Raw genomic sequence first — 17011 nt, 5'->3', positions numbered from 1 at the left:
GGAGCTAATGTAACTGAGCAGTCCGGGCCTGTGGCCCTGAAACGGGGATGGATCGGATCAATATGGAAAAAAAAGCAGCCCGAAGGCTGCTTTTTTGAGCATCTTGGGAGACGCCAGTTTACGACGCGGATTTGACCGTGCCAGCCGTACGGGCGAAACGGGCGCGGAATTTTTCAACGCGGCCGGTTTCGACGATACGGGTTTGCGCACCCGTGTAGAAGGGGTGGGACTCAGACGTCACGTCGCACTTGAAGAGCGGGTAGGTCTTGCCGTCGAGTTCGATGGTTTCGCGGCTGTTGAGCGTCGAGCGCGTGATGAATTTGTTGCCCGTTTGCAGGTCAACGAACACCACGTCACGGTATTCGGGGTGAATGCCTTCTTTCATGATTGATTCCGGTTCTTCCGGTCTTGCCGGGGGGTTAGCGGGTCGCCAGCCTCGCGGGGGTATGAGCACTCAGGGCAGTAAATCCCTGGTGCAGCCAACCCATTCGCAGGCCACGTATCCAAAAAGCAACTTCGTATTCTAACACGTCCTAGAGGTTCGTGCGCAATGCCCAGATTTCAGGAAATAGCACGACGTCCAGCATTTTGCGCAAATAGCCTACGCCCGAGGTGCCGCCGGTCCCTCGTTTGAACCCGATCACCCGTTCGACCGTGGTCACGTGTCGAAAACGCCACAGACGAAAGGCATCCTCCAGGTCGGTCAGCTTTTCCCCTAATTGATATAGATCCCAGTATTGGTCGGGGTGACGATACACCGTCAGCCAGGCCGCCTCAACACTGGGGTCCGCCTGATAGGGTTGCGTCCAGTCGCGCTCCAGGTGGCTTTGCGCAATGGCCAGCCCATTGCGGGCCAGCAGGCGCAGCGACTCGTCATAGAGCGATGGGGCTTGATAGGCGGCCTGCACCTGCTCGAGCAGATCCGTGCGGTGGGCATGCGGTTTGAGCATGGCGCCGTTCTTGTTGCCAAGTAGAAACTCGATTTGCCTATATTGATAGCTTTGAAAACCACTGGAGCGGGCCAGATAGGGGCGCAGTGCGGAGTATTCCGGCGGCGTCATCGTCGCCAGCACGTCCCAGGCATGTACCAGTTGCTCCATGATTTTGCTGACGCGGGCGAGCATCTTGAAGGCCGGGGGCAAATGATCCTGGGCTACATGCGTGATGGCGGCTCGCAGTTCGTGCAGCATCAGCTTCATCCAGAGCTCGCTGGTCTGGTGTTGCACGATGAACAGCATTTCATTGTGTTCGGGTGATAGCGGATGCTGAGCGCCCAGCAGTGCGTCTAAATGGAGATATTCGCCATAGGTCATGTCCTTGGAGAAATCGAGCTGTGCGTGTTCGTCGCGAACAATGTTCTCGGGGGTTTCAGACGGATTCATGTGCCTGACCTGAAAGGAAGCCGTTGCTGAATAGGGCACCGGCTGGAACGGGAAATCAGTCCAGTTCGCGCAGCACTGCACGCACCGGGCTGGCATCGGCCTGGATCAATGCCAACGGCAGGGCGATCAATTCATAATCGCCGGGCTCCACTTCATCGAGCAGCAGGTTTTCCAGCACGCGGATGTCGCGCCGCAGGATGACGTGGTGGCTGTCCAGGGTCTTGCTGGAGGCGGGGTCGATACTGGGCGTGTCCAGCCCGATCAGCATGACGCCGCGCTCTGCCAGCCATTCAATCGTATGCGGCGCATAGGCCGTGAAATCGTCCGTCCACCATTCGAGCGAGGCATGGCGCGCCGTGCGCACCAATACCCGTGGCGGCAGATCGTCGATGGCGTGCGTCAGGTGCTCGGGCAGAATGAGCGGCCCGCAGTCAAATGCGTGAATCACGCGACAGGGGCCCAAAAACGGCTCGAGAGGCACTTTGCCGATGGCCGGCGCATCATTGCCGTAATGCAGTGGCGCGTCGGCATGGGCGCCTATGTGCGGCGACAAGGTAATTTCGCTGACATTGACCGGGCAGTCAGGCGTCAGCGTCCATTTCCATTGCTGGCGATACGGCGTATCACCGGGGAAAACCGGTGAACTGGCCGAGACCGGCGGCGAAATATCCCAAAGGCGCTTCATGAGGGCGTGGATATGGAAAAGGTGTCAAATAATAGGAGAGAGCATACCGCAACCGTGCCCGGTATTTATCTGCGGGGCCATCACAACAGGCCCAGCTCTGCCATGGAAACGACGCTGCTGCCGGCGACGATCAGGTGATCAATCAATCGGATATCGACCAGGGCAAGCGCCTGTTTCAGCCGCTGGTTGAATGCGCAATCGGCCTCGCTGGGCTGGGATGATCCCGACGGGTGATTGTGGGCCAGGATGAGCGCGGCGGCGTGATGGCGCAGTGCCTCGCGCACGACTTCGCGCGGGTAGACCGAGGCTTGGTTAAGTGTGCCGCGCGCCAACTCTCCGGTAGCGATGAGGTTGAGTTGATTATCCAGGTAGAGAGCCAGGCAGTGTTCTACGGTCCGATGCGTCAGCGCCATCTGGAAATATTGTTTGACGTTTGACGGCCGCGACAGCGCGTGTTTGCGCGTTAATTGCTCACCCGCAACGCGCTGCGCCAGCTCCAGCACGGCGGCCAGCGCGCCCGCCTTGGCCGAGCCGAGTCCGGGCAGCGACATCAGTTCCTGCGGCGAGGCGGCAAACAGGCCCCGCAGCCCGCCATAGTGGCGGATCAATCGATTCCCCATTTCGATGGCCGTGTGGCCTCGGGTTCCGGTGCGCAGCGCGAGTGCCAGCAGTTCCGCGTCACGCAATACGCTGGCGCCATGGCGTAACAAGCGTTCTCGAGGGCGTTCGTGTTCTGGCAGATCGTGAGGCAGACTCATGGCAGGGCGGCAAAAATCGTCGAGCGATCAGCATGCCAGACAAGCCCCCGCCCAGGGGCGCGAGTGAACGTTTTTGCCCACTCGTATAAGTACGCCTGGGCCATGTGGGGGACAGTGCCAGCCCGATCAGGCTAACTCGTTCTAAAATCGGGGCTTACCGTTACTATTTTTGGTGATCCATTTTGACCGCCACGACTGCCGACCAGACGACCCCCGTCGTTCGCCCTGATTCGTACTTGACGCTGCACTATCGCATTGTGTTGGCATCCGGCCCCGCAGAGGGCTCCATATTTGCAGATACCTTCGATGGGCGTCCGGCCACGTTGCAGATGGGCAGCGGCCAGTGGGCGCCGGGTCTCGAGACGGCCTTGCTGGGCCATGCCGAGGGCGAAAAATTCAGCATCACGCTGACGCCCGCCGAGGCCTATGGTGATCGCAATCCCGATTTGATCCAAAAGGTCACACGTACCATGCTGGCCGAGCACGCGGGCGCCGACGCCACCTTCGAGCCGGGCGACCTGGTCGAATTCACCGCTCCCAACGGCGGGCGTTATTCTGGCGTGCTAAAGCAGCTGGAACCCGACTACGCGCTGTTCGACTTCAATCACCCCCTGGCGGGGACATCGCTGCGTGTCGATGTCGATATTTTAGGAGTGCTGTAATGACTCATCCGGTCACTGATGCCAACGCCGAAGTTGTGCTGGCTCAGCCGCGTGGCTTCTGTGCGGGGGTTGATCGGGCCATCGAGATCGTCGAACGCGCCATCGAATTGCACGGCGCGCCTATCTATGTGCGCCACGAAATCGTGCACAACCGCTACGTCGTCGAAGACTTGCGCAACAAGGGGGCGATCTTCATCGACGAGCTTGATGAGGCGCCCACAGGATCTATCGTGGTGTTTTCTGCGCATGGCGTGTCCCAGGCCGTGCGCCGAGAGGCCGAAGCACGAGGGCTGCAGGTGTTCGATGCGACCTGCCCCCTGGTGACCAAGGTGCATATCGAAGTCTCGCGCATGCGCGCTGCCGGCCGGGAAATCATCATGATCGGCCACAAGGGCCACCCCGAGGTCGAGGGCACCCTGGGCCAGGCTCAGGGCGGCATGTATCTGGTAGAAACCGCCGAAGACGTGGCAAACCTGCAAGTCACCGATCCGTCCAATCTGGCGTTCGTGACGCAGACCACCTTGTCAGTGGACGATGCCGCGACGGTATCGGCTGCCTTGCGCGCCCGCTTTCCGGATATTGTCGAGCCCAAGAAAAGCGACATTTGCTACGCCACGCAAAATCGCCAGGACGCCGTCAAGATCCTGGCGCCCGAGTGCGACTTGATGTTGGTGGTGGGCAGTCCCAATAGTTCAAACTCCAATCGCTTGCGCGAGGTGGCCGAGCGTATTGGCATCGACGCCTATCTCGTCGATGGTGCTGACTCCATCGATCCCGCATGGCTGGTGGGGCGCCGGCGTATCGGTATCTCGGCGGGGGCGTCCGCGCCCGAAATCCTGGTGCAACAAGTCGTGCAACGCTTGAAAGAGCTGGGCGCGCTGTCGGTCCGCACCATGTCCGGCCTGGAGGAAAACATTGCGTTCCCGCTGCCCAAAGGCTTGTCGCGCAAGGCCGCGCCTGCGGCGGACGCGTCATCCGCTACCTGAGTTTGCGTGTACGAGGAGACAACATGCAGTTGTATAGCTATTTTCGCAGTTCGGCAGCGTACCGTGTGCGGATCGCACTGAATCTAAAAGGTCTGTCTTACGAATACCTCGGTGTGCATTTGTTGAAAAACGGCGGAGAACAGCTCTCCGATTCGTATCGCGAGTTGAACCCTGCCGCCTTGGTGCCTACGCTGGTCGATGGGGACGTGGCACTGGGCCAGTCGATGGCCATCATCGAATACCTGGACGAGACCCATCCGGATCCCGCGCTATTGCCCGCTGATCCCGTAGGCCGTGCTCGCGTACGCGCCATCGCCCAGACCATCGCGTGCGACACGCATCCGCTGAACAATCTGCGCGTGCTCAAATATCTGAAGCGCGAATTGAAAATCGACGACGCGGCCAAGGACGCCTGGTATCGGCACTGGGTGGACCTGGGCTTGGGCGCGGTGGAATCCTTGTTGGCCAACTCGCCCGCGACAGGCAAGTTCTGCCATGGTGATACGCCGGGCTTGGCCGATTTGTGCCTGGTGCCTCAGGTTTACAACGCGCGCCGTTTGGAATGCGATCTTTCTGCGATGCCGAACGTCGTGCGCATCGATGCCGCCTGCCGCGAATTGCAGGCCTTCGATCTGGCTGCGCCGGACAAACAGCCAGATTCCGAATAGCCTGCCGTATCGTCAGACTTTGCCCGCCTACTGCAGACGGGCAAAGATCCGCACCGTTTTGGACAAGATGTCCGGCGCTGTCTCACGGTCGAACTTGAGAAAGTGCTCGGTCTTCAGATGCTGCTGAAATGCAGCCTCATCGTGGTAGACCTCATACAGAAAAATTTGCGCTTTATCATCGGTTCCCTGGCATACATCGAATACCAGGCAACCGGATTCGTGCTTCAGCGAGGCCGCGGCATTTTCCAGTATGAGAGGCAAAAATTGCGCCACCCGTTCAGGCTTGATCACGAGCTCGACCGAGACGACGTAGGGGGTGTTTGGCATAGTGGTTGGCTTCAATCCAGTTCCAGGTTGATTTTCTTGGCGAGTGCGGAAAAGCGCTGAATTTCCGCGTCAATTTGACGTCCCATCTGTTCGGATGTGCTGCCCACGGGTTCCGCTCCAGCGTTGCTGAGTTGCTGCCGTATTTCCGGTACGGCGAGTATGCGGGCAATCTCCGCCTGCAATTGTGCGACGATTTCTTTAGGCGTGCCTGCCGGCGCCATCAGGCCGAACCAGGTGGCGATGTCAAATCCGGTCAGGCCCGACTCCGACAGCGTAGGCACATCCGGCAAAGCCATCGAGCGCTTTCCCGAAGTGACGGCCAGCGCGCGGACTTTTCCTGATGTGATGTAGGGCAAGCACGACGACGCCGTGTCAAACATCGCATGAATCTGCCCGCCCATCAAGTCCGTGATGGCCGGCGCGCTGCCTTTATATGGAACGTGCAGCAATTGCGTGCCCGCCATGTCATTGAATTGTTCACCGATCAGATGGTGTGCAGTGCCGTAGCCGGTGCTGCCGTACGAGATCTTGCCTGGCTGGGATTTGGCCAGCGCGATGAACTCCTGCACATTTTTGACAGGCAGCGAGGCGGACACGATCAGCACATTCGGAACGTTGGCGATGATGCTGATCGGGACGAGATCTTTTTGCAGATCGTAGCTGTTCTTTTTATATACCGCCTGCGCGATCGAGTGATGCACCGCCGCCATCAGCAGCGTATAGCCATCCGGGGCGGACTTGGCGACATAGTCTGCGCCCAGTCGCAAGCCTGCTCCAGGTTTGTTCTCGACCAAGACCGGCTGCGTCCACGCGGCTTGTAGCTGGTTGGCAATGAGGCGCCCAATCAAATCCGTGGTGCCGCCAGGCGGCGAGGGGACAACGATTTTGATCGGACGCGATGGGTAATTCTGCGCAAAAGCGCTGACAGAAGGCAGCATCAGGCACGCAGCGGCGGCCGGCAGCGCCACAAACTGTCGGCGCGACATGCGAGGGTCGGTCATGGGTGTTCCTCCTTGGGGCACCTCGAGGGTGCGTTGTCTCCAGAATGGGAGTGGCCTCCCATTTATTCTTTGAAAAAGTTGCCGCGTAGTAATGCGGCCTTATAGATGGCGCAACACGGCATTGGCGATATCCGCCGTCGTACTTTTGCCGCCGAAATCAAACGGCAGGACTTCTTTATTGGCGAACGATGTCCGCAGGGCTTTTTCTATGGCGAGTGCCCCCTCGGCCAGGGCCGCATCCGCGTGGCGGTCTGCCAGCCATTCCAGCATCATGGCTGCCGAGAGCAGCATCGCGCTCGGGTTGGCAATGCCTCGGCCCGCAATATCCGGCGCCGTGCCATGAGCGGGTTGAAAGACGGCGTGGTGATCGCCGATATCCGCCGAGGGCGCCATGCCCATGCCGCCGACCAGCGCGGCGATCAGATCGGACAGAATGTCGCCGAACATGTTTTCGGTTACCAGCACGTCGTACTGCCAGGGCTTCATGATCAAGTTCAGCGCCATCGCATCGACGTAGGCATTCTCTGTCGTGATGCCCGGGAACGCCTGGGCGCGCTGCTCGAAAATCTGCCGCCAGTACGCCATGGAGGTAAAGACATTGGCCTTATCCACATTAGTGACGTGCCCTCGCTTTCCTGCCGCTTTTCTTTGCTCGGCGAGCCGTAGCGAAAAATCGCACACGCGCGCCGTGCCCTGATGTGTGATTTTCATCGTATCCAGGGCGTGGGCCTGCTCTCCTGTGCCTTCGATGGTTCCGCGGCCACGCGCATAAAACAAGCCTTCGGTGCTTTCGCGCACCAACACCAGATCGATTTGCGCAGCGCGCGGATCGCGCAGCGGGACGGGCAGGCCGGGCCACGTCTTGATGGGGCGCACGCCCGCATACAGGTCCAGCGCAAAGCGCAGATCGAGTTGCGGAATGACTTCAGTGCCATCCTTCCCGCGCACATGAGGTAGCCCCATCGCGCCAAACAAAATGGCATGTGCATCGCGGCATGCTTTCAGCGTGGAATCCGGCAGGGCATTGCCCGTGTCGGCATACAGTTGCGCGCCAGCCGGATGCGTGGTCAAGGTAAATTTGCGGCCGATGCGGGGCTCGAGCGCTCGCAGGATCTCCAGCGCGGCGTTCATGACTTCCACGCCAATTCCATCACCCGGCAATACTGCAATATCGTAACTAGTCACTTATGCCTCACATCTGTGCGAGTTTGAATTGATCGAAAATAGCTAACAGCTCACGGCTGGCGCGTTCGCGATGTGCGCGGTTTTCCCGGGACGCGCCTTCGGCGTCGCCCGCGCGCAAGCGGGCTACCAGTGCGCGATGCTCGCGCGTCGAGTTGATGGGCTTGGGACGCAGGCGCAGAGAAAACATGCGCGCGCGATGGGCGCGATCCCAATGCTTCATGACGCCATCGGCCAGCAATTGATTGCCGGCCAACTCCACCAGCGCCATGTGAAAGGTTTCGTCGGCGTGCGCCCATGCATCGAGATCATTGCGTTCCAGCGCGATCTCCATGTCATCGGTTGCCTTGCTCAACGGCGCGAGCATGTCGTCCGTCGGCTTTTTGCGTGCCAGCAATTCCGCCGCCATGCATTCCAGCGCGGTCAGCACCTCATAAATTTCGCGCATGTCGTTCGGGGATACCGGCAACACCAGCATGCCGTGACGCGGCACCAGGTCGATCAGGCGTTCTGCATGCAGGCGAACCAGTGCCTCATGCACAGGCGTGCGGCTCATGCCGAGGGCCAGTGCGACTTCCTGTTCGAGCGCCCGATGCCCGGGCGGCCAGACGTTATCGAGAATACGTTGGCGGATCTGTTCGTACGCGGCGTCGGCCAGCGAGGCGGTTGGCTGAGGTTTGACGTTCATTGGAGAGAGTAAATCACGGTTACGCATGCGTTAACTAATACGTTAATGTATACATTGTTTGAAGGGATAGTTGGGGAAAACCCTTTGCTGAAGCAAAGTCATCGCGGCAATCACGCCGTGTCTGCGGTACCCCGTCTCATCGGCCGCGTCTCGTGATGCTATATAGTCACCGCTCATTACCCCACCGGAGGCGCAGCATGATGAAGCAAGCGTGGCAATGGTTGACGGCCTGTGCGATTGCGCTCGGTCTGGCCGCGCCGGGCTCCGCCGAGGTGCTATACGATCGGGATGGTTTGCGCGGTGAGCGCATTCCTTACGGTCAAACTAATCCTGCCACGGGTCAACGCCAAAGCGGCTACACCTACCTGGTCACGTTCAACGGCGCCAAACTTTGCGGTGACGACGTGAGTCTCCTGCTGTTTCCCGGCCGCGATTTCAAGCGCTTTTACTGTGCGGGCCCGATTCAGCCTTTGCCTGACGGTATGTTGGTGTTCTTTACCGGGGGAGAGACGGCCTTGGCGCGCGTGCGTGTGACACAAGGCCGATTGCAGGTGCAACGTATTTCCATGTCGAGTGACGCCAAGCGCGACGGCTTGCATCAGACCCGTTTTTTGAATGCGGGCATCGCGGGCTGGACTCGTATTCAGACGGCCTGGGACGACACTGTGATGATCCAGCACGCACCGTTCCGGGTGATTTATCTGGGCGAGGGTCGCCTGCTCGATATGTCCGAGGAGGTGGCTTACTTGGCACGTGCGCGCCGTACGCAGTACATCCAGATCGAGCCCGATAAATGGGTCGACTTGCCCAATATCGGCAGAGTTTTCAGCCGCGGCCGAGAACAAAGCTACCAGGTAGGACCGACATTTCGTGCGGTGAGCTGGCCAGAAGGGCGCGAGTTGGCCAGGCTCGACCTGGACAGTTGCACCGATTTGCCCGAGCTCGAGTTCAATCCCGGCGATGGGCCATCGGATGCACTGGTGAAATATGAGGATCTCTCTGCGTGGCGGGCACAGACGCTGGTCTATGCTGCGGCCGGCAAGGGCGGTACCTTGCGCTTGGCGGCAAGCGCCGATCTGCCTCGGCGCGCCGACTGCACTCCAGACACGCCACCCAAGCACGCGAAATAAATCAGGTCCGGAAAAGAAAAAAGGCTGACGCAAGGTCAGCCTTTTTAAAACCTGGTGCCGGCAAGAGGAGTCGAACCCCCGACCTTCGCATTACGAATGCGCTGCTCTACCAACTGAGCTATGCCGGCGTGCATTAGCGCTCATGCGCCTTTGCCAGTAGTGTCTACGCCCGTGGCGCAGCACCAAAGACCGAAATCATATCAGAAATTTTTGGCTCCTGTCGAGATGAATGACGAATTTGTGCTTGCGTCGCACGAACGGTTGCAGTATTTGTCAGTCAGTCTATGAACGCTGCATTCGCCGGTTCATTAATCAGGAGTCCATATGCACACAGTAGTCAAAGCCCTGACGTTCGCTTGCACCATTGCGCTGAGCGCTGCGGCCGCCGCCGAGCCGGTCACCTACGACCTGGATCCGGACCATACGTATCCCAGCTTTGAGGCCGATCATATGGGTGGGTTATCGACCTGGCGCGGCAAGTTCAACCGCTCCAGCGGCACCGTCGTTCTGGATCGCGCTGCGCGTACCGGCAGTATCGACGTCACCGTAGATATGAAGTCCGTTGATTTCGGGCATGACGAAATGAACAGGCACGCGATGGCGGCCGATATCCTCGATGTCGAACGTTATCCCACTGCCGTCTTCAAGGGGAAGTTCACTGAGTTTGACGGCGACGTGCCAGAAAAGGCCCGCGGTGAATTGACCCTGCATGGCGTGACACGGCCCATTACTCTGGATATTGATGACTTCAAGTGCATCATGCACCCCATGACCAAGCGCGAGGCTTGCGGTGCCGATGTGTCGGCCGAGTTCAATCGTGCGGATTACGGAATCGATTTCGCGTTGAACATGGGATTCAAGCCAGAGGTAGAGTTAAAAATCCAAGTGGAAGGCCAACGTCGGCAATAGCTTTGCGCGGGTTGCAGACAACACGCTTCAGTCTTGTGCAACAGCGTCTGATCGGCTGTCTGTCGCGGGCCGCTGCCTTGATTGTTCATTGTGGATAAAGCCCGCGGACGGCCCATTGAGGGATCGATGATGTCAGCGACAAAAGCGCAGAGCAAAAAAAATATAAATTTTCTTGCCTACGACTTGCACACTTCCAAAAATTCGTTCATAATCTCGTTTCTTTAGCAGTTCCCCGATAGCTCAGTCGGTAGAGCGACGGACTGTTAATCCGCAGGTCGCTGGTTCGAGCCCAGCTCGGGGAGCCAAAAACGCTAAAGAGAAGTACCGACACAGCAAATTCAACGCCGCCTTTCAGGTGGCGTTTTGCTTTTCCGGCTTCGTTTTTGTGCGTTGAATCCAACGCATAGTCATCTAACTCTGATGGCTGTCCACTGTCTTCAGTGAGCAGCACATATGAGGTACCATTCCCTACATGAACGCGGCTGCTCGATTTGCCTTCGCTATCGTTGCTTTTGCGCGCACTGGACGCCAGTGCGCCGTTGGCGCGCGCTCGTTCAACAGGGCTTACAGCACCGACGCAGACTCCTAAGCCCGGCAGCAGATCAGAACTCCATCTTCAGGAGTTTGCTGCCGGGCCAAGCCAGACATTTCCTTTTTCTTTCTGTCTGTCAGGAGTCCATGATGACCGCTGTTTCTAATACCGAACGCATTTTCTCTGAGCTCGACCGGGTCCGCGTCGAGCGCCTCGCCGCACGATTTCCTACGCCGGACGGCCTGACTCACACTGTGTTGGAAGGCTTTGACGAAGGCGACTTCATGATGCCCAGCGATATTCCCGACGATGTCGTGACTGTGAATTCACGCGTGCGCGTACGTGATCAGGATGGCAATGTTCGCGAAATCACGATTTGCTATCCAGGCGAGGCTGATGCTGCCAAGGGATTTTTATCCGTGCTGTCCGCTGTGGGTGGCCAGTTGCTGGGACATCGTGTAGGGACAACGGTATCCTGGACCGACCCCAGCGGCGCCGCGTCGAGCCTGCACATCGAGGCTCTGTTGTTTCAGCCTGAAGCCAGCGGCGAGCTCGCGCTTTGAGGCACGTGGCTAGCGCGGCGGATTGCCGGCTGCCAGCGCGAGCAGCCGTTGCGCGCTCCAACCCGCACCGCACAGCAGTAGCCGGGTGTGCAGATCTTCGAATGTTTTCCATTCGATAGATCTGCCCAGGTCGATCAGGTGCTTGCCCTGCAACCGCACGTGATGCAATGGATAATGTGCGCTCAGCGATCGCCACAGCTCCAATGCGCCAGGTGATTGACGGGCGCCGCTCAGCAGGCATAGACCGGCGTTCAGTGCTTCCAGATAGACGCGCTTGGCGAGTCCTCGGCGTTGATATGGTTCTCGATAGCGAGAGTGTGGAGACCGTATGTATTGATCCAGTCTGCGATCCAGTCCTGTCACGCGATTGAATGTGGTGCTGCCGGCCAGCCAGCGTTTTGCCGGATCTTCTATATATAAGAAAGTCTCGCCAGATGCGGTGCGGCGATAGCGGGGCAGGGGTTTGTCGCGCAGGTTGGGTAAGAATATTGTTCCGTCTACGGCGGCGTTACGCAGGCAATGAGGATACAGGGCGTCCAGTTCAGCCTCCAGCCGGGTGCCTCCGCGAGCTACGTCGATTCTCATGGCGCCCCTACCGTCGCTTCTCGTCAATCGAGGCCCAATGGCCGCTGCGCAGGCTCTCGGGCCGGCGGCATGCGTGCACGCTCGCGCTGCTTTCCCAGGCATGTTCCGGTACATGCAGACCGGCGTAGATGCCGTAGCCTTCGCCCGCGCAAATCTCTCCTTCGGTATACAGGCTTTCTCCTGCGCTGATGGCGTTGGCCGCCGAGATTTCCGTCAACGCCTTGATGCCCCAGCCTGCATAGAGGTGTCCGCCGCATTGCAATGATCCGCCGCATTCGACCCCTTGGCGTGTGACTAAATCTGCATCGCTGGTGATGTTCCCGGCTACGCGAATGTTCTTTTCGCAGTGCAGTGTGCTGACCTGCAGATCCTGGCCGGCGTGGACTGAGCCGCGCGCCCGTGCAGGGCCGACGCATGTCAGGTCCCAGCCTGCGCGTATGCTTTCGCAGTCCAGTTCACCCTGAATGAGGATATTCCACGCAGCGTGAACACGGCCGTTCACGTGCAGCGTGTCGCCGCAAAATATCGCGCCGGCGCAATGAATATCATCGCCCGCCTGCAACCGGCCTTGCACCCGCATTTCACCGCCTACGCGAATACCTCGTCCAGTACGCAACGTGCCGGTGAGGTCCAGCGTGCCGCGGACTTCTATGGCGCCTGCAAAGACGACGTCTTCTGCATCCAGATGATCGAGTTGCAATACAGCGTCCGTTGGGCCAAATTGATCCAGCAGCCAGCACGCATCCTTTGTGCGGCCATCGGCAACGAGCGCGTCCAGCAATTGTTGATAGGTGCCTTGCGGTGGCGCATGGCGCAAGTACCAGCGAAAGCCGTCGGCACACGGTTGTTTGAGTTTGATGAAGTCCTTGGTGATGTCCATGCGAGTCCCTGGGCTGGCCGGTGCCGTGTGATGGCAGGCCATAGGGTGTGCTCGTGCGGCATGTATGCCTGGTGCTTGCCGCGACACTGCGGCAAGGCTATCCGCGTTCGTATGGTGGCGGTTTCCAGATCAGTGTCGTACAGAACGAGCAACACCTATTCGCGCGGCTGATGCCCGACGACCTAGGAATTGCGCAAAAGAGATGAGTGGGAGGTCGCCGGGCTAGTCAAGTGCGGCGAAAGCCGCGGCTGGGCCGGCGCTTGTGGACAGTGGACGTCGAGCACGCCGGATCGGCCACCGGGCGGTGGCTGTCGCACGCAGCAGGATGCGTGAAGAGGTCTGGCGGCTATACATGGAAGCGAATTGTAGGCCAACGCCAGCAGGTTTGCACACCTGCTGGCGTTTTCGTGTTTCTGTGTCGGTGCGACGGGGCGTAGCCCCGTCGCGGGTACTCACTGGGTCAGTTGGTCTGCGACAAATCGATGCTGTAGACCGCGCGCCCCTCCCCCGAGCCATCATCGGCATTGACCAGCGCGATTCCCGTCAGGCCGGCTGCTTGCGCAACACTCAATGAGTCTTTGCCTGATTTGAACAGCACGGCGCCTGCGGTATTCACAGGAGTAAAGCGCCAGCTGCGAGCCGAGCCGTTTGCGCTGCGGGTGATTTGCGGATTGCTCTTGATGTAGTTGATCACTACATCGCGATTCGCATCGGGTGATGCGTAGACAATGTCAAACGCCTTGCCTTCACCCAGGATATAGCGAGCGCTGCTTTCGGCACGATAGTTGTTGGTGGCGACGATGAACTCCTTGCCATCTACCGGTGCGTTGAGATACGTCAGATTTTTGATGCGGCTGCCCTGCGGTTGAGTGACGTCGATCTCATATTGCAGGTCTGGCGTGGTGAACATGTCAAAGTTATAGCCGGCGAAAGCGGATTGCCCCGAGGGCACTTGACCGGTTTTGGTGTCTTTGATCAGCCACTGATCTTGTGTCGATGAAGGGTCAATCCGGTTAAAGCGCAAGGCGGCATTTTCCAGCCAGAGCTTGAGCTCTGCGCCCGTGACCTTCACGGCATACACCGTGTTGGGGTACAGATACAGGTCCGCAGCGTGATAAATGGCCAGCGCGCCTGGCGCGACATCGGTGTAGTCTCCGCCGCCTTGGAATCCCGCTTTGAACGGCGCGCTGATCGACAGGATCGGCAGGTCGGCATACGGCGGCAGATTGGCGGTTACATAGTCGCTGACATAGGCTTGCTGCGCCTGATTGACCAATTGAATCGCGCCCGGATCCCCGACATCAGCAAACAGTGTGCTCATGCGGAAGTTCGAGTTACCGATGGGGGTCTTGACATACTCCACTGCGGCTTCGTGCTGTGTCTGCACAGAGGCTGCGACAGCCGAGTCGGCCGCGACATATTGCGTGCCGCCGTTGGCGTCGGTGCTTTGAATGGTGCGTATTTCCGCCGTGGTTTTCGAGGTGTCGATGCTCCACGCTTTGCCGTCCCATCGCAGGGTGTAGTCAATCACGCCCAGGCCCTTGCCCCATGAACTGGCCATGACGGCCGGCACACCGTATACCGTGCCGGCGGCATTATCCACACCGGGATAGGTATAGGCGGGATTCTTGCCGCGATCGGGGAATGTGCTGTGCTGGTGCCCCATGATCAGGCCGTCGATACCGGCGACCTGTGCAATGTACAGCCCGGGGTTTTCCATGTCCGCGGAATAGTTCGCATCGCTCATCCCGCCGTGCAGCAATACGAAAACCAGATCGGCGCCTTCGGCGCGCGCTTGGGCGACTTGGGCTTGAACGGCGGCGCGGCCGTCGCTGATCGTGACTTTGTTTTCGAGGTAGCGCTTGTCCCAGTTCATGATGCCGGGGGTGGTCAGGCCGATCACGCCGATCTTGATGGGCAGCTTGACGAGGTCGCCGTCCTCTTGCGTGGCATTGATTTCGCGTTCCAGGATGACGTGGGGCGGCAGTAATTCCTTGCCGCTGGCGACGCTTTGCACGTTGGCGAGCGTCATCGGGAATCCTGGGCCCATGCATGACAGGCTGGCGTCTACGCCTTCCACATTCAGCCCGCCGCCCAGCACTTGGTTCAAATAGGGCAGTCCGTAGTTGAATTCATGATTGCCCAGGGTGCCGGCGTCGTACTGCAATACTGCCATTGCCTTGTACATGGACGATTGTTGGCTGCAGGTAATGGGTGACACCTGGGCCTCGTAATCGGCCAGCGCGGTTCCTTGAATCGTGTCGCCGTTGTCTACGAGCAACGTATTCGGGAATTCCTGGCGGGCAGCGCGGATCAGCGTGGCCGTGCGTTCAAAGCCATAGGTCGGGTCTTCCGCGAGTTTGAAATAGTCGTAGCTGCGGACGTTGAAATGCAGATCCGTCGTCGCCAGCAGGGCCAGATTTGCCGAGGCTTTTTCCTGGACCTCTGGTGGCGACGCATTATCGTCGTCAGAGTCGTCACTGTTGCTGCAAGCGGAAAGGGAACCGGCCAAAGCCAGCGCAAGCATCACTCGCGCGAAGGCTAGTCGACGGTTCAGGAACGGCACGCGCACAGACATCGGAAACTCCTGATGTAGTTATAAATGGAGTCGCAGAGTATTGGGGGTATTGCTGACGGGCTTGTGACCAATGGATGTCTGAGAGATGACAGTATGTCGAATGGTAGCGTTGCTTCTCCCTTTCCTTTATCGAGCACTGCCGTCAAAATTTCGCTCATGTCTAGTTCTGCACACCCCCCTCATGACGCCGGCGATCATCGCATCGGCGTGACTGTGCTGACCGGCTTTCTGGGCAGCGGCAAAACCACGCTGCTCAATCGCCTGGTCCGCGAGCCCGCATATGCGGACGCGGCCGTCATCGTCAATGAGGTGGGCGATATCGGTGTCGATCATCATTTGTTGCGCCATGCAGAGGGCCGCATCATTCTTATCGAAGGCGGCTGCATTTGTTGTTCCGTCAATGGAGACTTGGTGAATACCTTGCGCGAACTTTTTATGTCGGCATTGCGCCGGCAGATTCCGCGCTTTCGCCGGGTAGTGATTGAGACCACAGGGCTGGCCACGCCTGCTGCGATTTTGTTCACGCTGCGTCATGAGCACTTTGTGGCTGAGCGTTATGTTTACCGCGGCACCATCACAGTAGTGGACGCGAAACACATTCAGGTTCAGTTGCAGGAGCAGCCCGAGGCTGCGCAGCAAGTGGCCGCGGCGGATAGGATCGTGTGCACGAAAGCCGATCTCGTCGAGCCCGCGGCCCTGGATGAGGCCATTCGGTCAGTCAGGCAGATCAATCCCGGCGTGCCAGTCTTGGTGCAGCGGCCTGATTCGCCATTGGATGAGCGGCTGACGGCCTCCGGCATTGAGCGTTCACAGGCGGATCCGAATGAGTCGAATCGCTGGCTGTCGGGCTTTTTGTCGTTGCGCAGTATCCGCCATCCTCAAGTCAGGCATGCCGTACTGCAATGGTCAGCGCCAGTCAGCCGGGCCCTGTTTTTGACAGGGATGGCGCAACTCCAAGAAGCGCATCATCGCGGGTTGTTGCGCATCAAGGGTCTGATCCGGTTCGAGGGTGAGTCTTTGCCTTGCGCCGTTCATGGCGTCCATCGCGATCTTTATCCCATTGAGCCGTTGGCAGCGTGGCCTGACGGCGACCATCGTTCCTGGCTGGTGCTGATCGTCCGCGACTTGGATCCCGAAATCCTGGTCCAAGCGTTACGCCGCTCGCTGCGGCTATCGGAGTCCGAGGGATTCGCCGCACAATCGTAGCGGCAGATTGTCTCGCCATGCTTTGTCTGTGAGGGCATTGTGGGTATAATTGAGGAACTGTCTTCATGTAGACCAACGTCACTCCAGCCGCCAGCCTCCATGGGCGGGCAATGTGCTCCGGTATAACCGTGTTGCTTGGCTAGGGTGCAGGCAAAGCCGCGGCGGGTATTTCCGCGGCGGGCCGTCCGACAGCCGGTGCCGTTACAACGGATCCAGCGCTGGTCGTGGGGGTTGCCGGATGAGTTGGCAGGCCGCCCGTGCTGGCCGGTCATGCAGACAGATGGTCGTC

The 17011-nt window shown here is 59.1% G+C and carries 18 protein-coding genes and 2 tRNA genes; 8 read left to right on the top strand and 12 right to left on the bottom strand.

Annotation, left to right across the window (positions count from 1 at the left end):
- Positions 1-118 precede the first annotated feature (118 nt).
- The 4 genes from CAL20_RS17550 to radC all read right to left on the bottom strand — a co-directional run bounded on the left by CAL20_RS17550 (position 119) and on the right by radC (position 2825).
- A complete protein-coding gene (locus CAL20_RS17550; RefSeq protein ID WP_094822190.1) occupies positions 119-385 on the bottom strand; it encodes a type B 50S ribosomal protein L31 in 267 nt (88 codons plus the stop codon).
- A 148-nt stretch (positions 386-533) separates the two neighbouring features.
- Complete coding sequence (gene kynA, locus CAL20_RS17545; RefSeq protein WP_094822189.1) at positions 534-1382, bottom strand: tryptophan 2,3-dioxygenase; 849 nt, start codon at positions 1380-1382, stop codon at positions 534-536.
- A gap of 55 nt (positions 1383-1437) precedes the next feature.
- Positions 1438-2067 carry an arylformamidase gene (gene kynB, locus CAL20_RS17540; RefSeq protein ID WP_094838514.1) on the bottom strand — a complete coding sequence of 210 codons (630 nt, stop codon included), beginning with the start codon at positions 2065-2067 and terminating at the stop codon, positions 1438-1440.
- A gap of 80 nt (positions 2068-2147) precedes the next feature.
- On the bottom strand, positions 2148-2825 hold the full coding sequence (radC, locus tag CAL20_RS17535; protein ID WP_094838513.1) for a RadC family protein: 678 nt from the start codon (positions 2823-2825) through the stop codon (positions 2148-2150).
- 182 nt (positions 2826-3007) lie between these two features.
- On the opposite strand from radC, the gene CAL20_RS17530 reads away from it, so the two are divergent.
- From CAL20_RS17530 to maiA, 3 genes are read left to right on the top strand one after another with little or no spacing between them, the layout of a single operon-like run.
- Complete coding sequence (locus CAL20_RS17530; protein WP_094822186.1) at positions 3008-3487, top strand: FKBP-type peptidyl-prolyl cis-trans isomerase; 480 nt, start codon at positions 3008-3010, stop codon at positions 3485-3487.
- A complete protein-coding gene (gene ispH / locus CAL20_RS17525; RefSeq protein ID WP_094822185.1) occupies positions 3487-4473 on the top strand; it encodes a 4-hydroxy-3-methylbut-2-enyl diphosphate reductase in 987 nt (328 codons plus the stop codon). Before CAL20_RS17530 ends, ispH begins: the two co-directional genes overlap by 1 nt.
- 23 nt (positions 4474-4496) lie before the next feature.
- Complete coding sequence (gene maiA, locus CAL20_RS17520) at positions 4497-5141, top strand: maleylacetoacetate isomerase (RefSeq protein ID WP_094822184.1); 645 nt, start codon at positions 4497-4499, stop codon at positions 5139-5141.
- Between the two features lie 27 nt (positions 5142-5168).
- Here the strand turns inward: maiA and CAL20_RS17515 are convergent, their stop codons facing one another.
- The 4 genes from CAL20_RS17515 to CAL20_RS17500 form a co-directional block, all read right to left on the bottom strand.
- On the bottom strand, positions 5169-5468 hold the full coding sequence (locus CAL20_RS17515; RefSeq protein WP_094838512.1) for a putative quinol monooxygenase: 300 nt from the start codon (positions 5466-5468) through the stop codon (positions 5169-5171).
- A gap of 11 nt (positions 5469-5479) precedes the next feature.
- Positions 5480-6469 (bottom strand): Bug family tripartite tricarboxylate transporter substrate binding protein, encoded by a 990-nt coding sequence (locus tag CAL20_RS17510; RefSeq protein ID WP_094838511.1) that lies wholly within the window; start codon positions 6467-6469, stop codon positions 5480-5482.
- Positions 6470-6568: 99 nt separating this feature from the next.
- Positions 6569-7654: an isocitrate/isopropylmalate dehydrogenase family protein gene (locus CAL20_RS17505; RefSeq protein WP_094822181.1), complete on the bottom strand. Its 1086-nt coding sequence runs from the start codon at positions 7652-7654 to the stop codon at positions 6569-6571.
- 7 nt (positions 7655-7661) lie between these two features.
- Entirely contained in the window at positions 7662-8339 is a 678-nt protein-coding gene (locus CAL20_RS17500; RefSeq protein ID WP_218830717.1) for a GntR family transcriptional regulator, read from the bottom strand.
- Positions 8340-8536: 197 nt separating this feature from the next.
- On the opposite strand from CAL20_RS17500, the gene CAL20_RS17495 reads away from it, so the two are divergent.
- Positions 8537-9469, top strand: coding sequence for a hypothetical protein (locus CAL20_RS17495; RefSeq protein WP_094838509.1), 933 nt, complete (start codon positions 8537-8539; stop codon positions 9467-9469).
- Positions 9470-9521: 52 nt separating this feature from the next.
- Here CAL20_RS17495 and CAL20_RS17490 read toward each other — a convergent pair.
- Positions 9522-9597, bottom strand: a tRNA-Thr gene (locus CAL20_RS17490).
- 196 nt (positions 9598-9793) lie between these two features.
- Between CAL20_RS17490 and CAL20_RS17485 the strand changes: the two genes are divergently transcribed.
- The 3 genes from CAL20_RS17485 to CAL20_RS25660 all read left to right on the top strand — a co-directional run bounded on the left by CAL20_RS17485 (position 9794) and on the right by CAL20_RS25660 (position 11473).
- The gene (locus tag CAL20_RS17485; protein WP_094822178.1) at positions 9794-10378 is read left to right on the top strand and encodes a YceI family protein; all 585 of its coding nucleotides are present in this window, start codon (positions 9794-9796) and stop codon (positions 10376-10378) included.
- Between the two features lie 229 nt (positions 10379-10607).
- A tRNA-Asn gene (locus CAL20_RS17480) sits at positions 10608-10683 on the top strand.
- Positions 10684-11056: 373 nt separating this feature from the next.
- Positions 11057-11473, top strand: a complete 417-nt coding sequence (locus CAL20_RS25660; RefSeq protein WP_179266695.1) for a GreA/GreB family elongation factor — start codon at positions 11057-11059, stop codon at positions 11471-11473.
- A gap of 9 nt (positions 11474-11482) precedes the next feature.
- Here the strand turns inward: CAL20_RS25660 and CAL20_RS17470 are convergent, their stop codons facing one another.
- From CAL20_RS17470 to CAL20_RS17460, 3 genes are all read right to left on the bottom strand, one after another.
- Positions 11483-12058 (bottom strand): hypothetical protein, encoded by a 576-nt coding sequence (locus CAL20_RS17470; RefSeq protein WP_094838507.1) that lies wholly within the window; start codon positions 12056-12058, stop codon positions 11483-11485.
- 7 nt (positions 12059-12065) lie between these two features.
- Positions 12066-12938 carry a hypothetical protein gene (locus CAL20_RS17465; RefSeq protein ID WP_094838506.1) on the bottom strand — a complete coding sequence of 291 codons (873 nt, stop codon included), beginning with the start codon at positions 12936-12938 and terminating at the stop codon, positions 12066-12068.
- Positions 12939-13398: 460 nt separating this feature from the next.
- Positions 13399-15516, bottom strand: coding sequence for a bifunctional 2',3'-cyclic-nucleotide 2'-phosphodiesterase/3'-nucleotidase (locus tag CAL20_RS17460; protein ID WP_094838505.1), 2118 nt, complete (start codon positions 15514-15516; stop codon positions 13399-13401).
- Between the two features lie 156 nt (positions 15517-15672).
- Here CAL20_RS17460 and CAL20_RS17455 point away from each other — a divergent pair, with 156 nt between their 5' ends.
- A complete protein-coding gene (locus CAL20_RS17455) occupies positions 15673-16722 on the top strand; it encodes a CobW family GTP-binding protein (protein ID WP_094838605.1) in 1050 nt (349 codons plus the stop codon).
- Positions 16723-17011: the final 289 nt, after the last annotated feature.

The organism is Bordetella genomosp. 4 (assembly GCF_002261185.1).
In the GTDB taxonomy this organism is placed as follows: domain Bacteria; phylum Pseudomonadota; class Gammaproteobacteria; order Burkholderiales; family Burkholderiaceae_B; genus Bordetella_A.
This window is presented reverse-complemented; position numbering and strand designations above follow the sequence as displayed.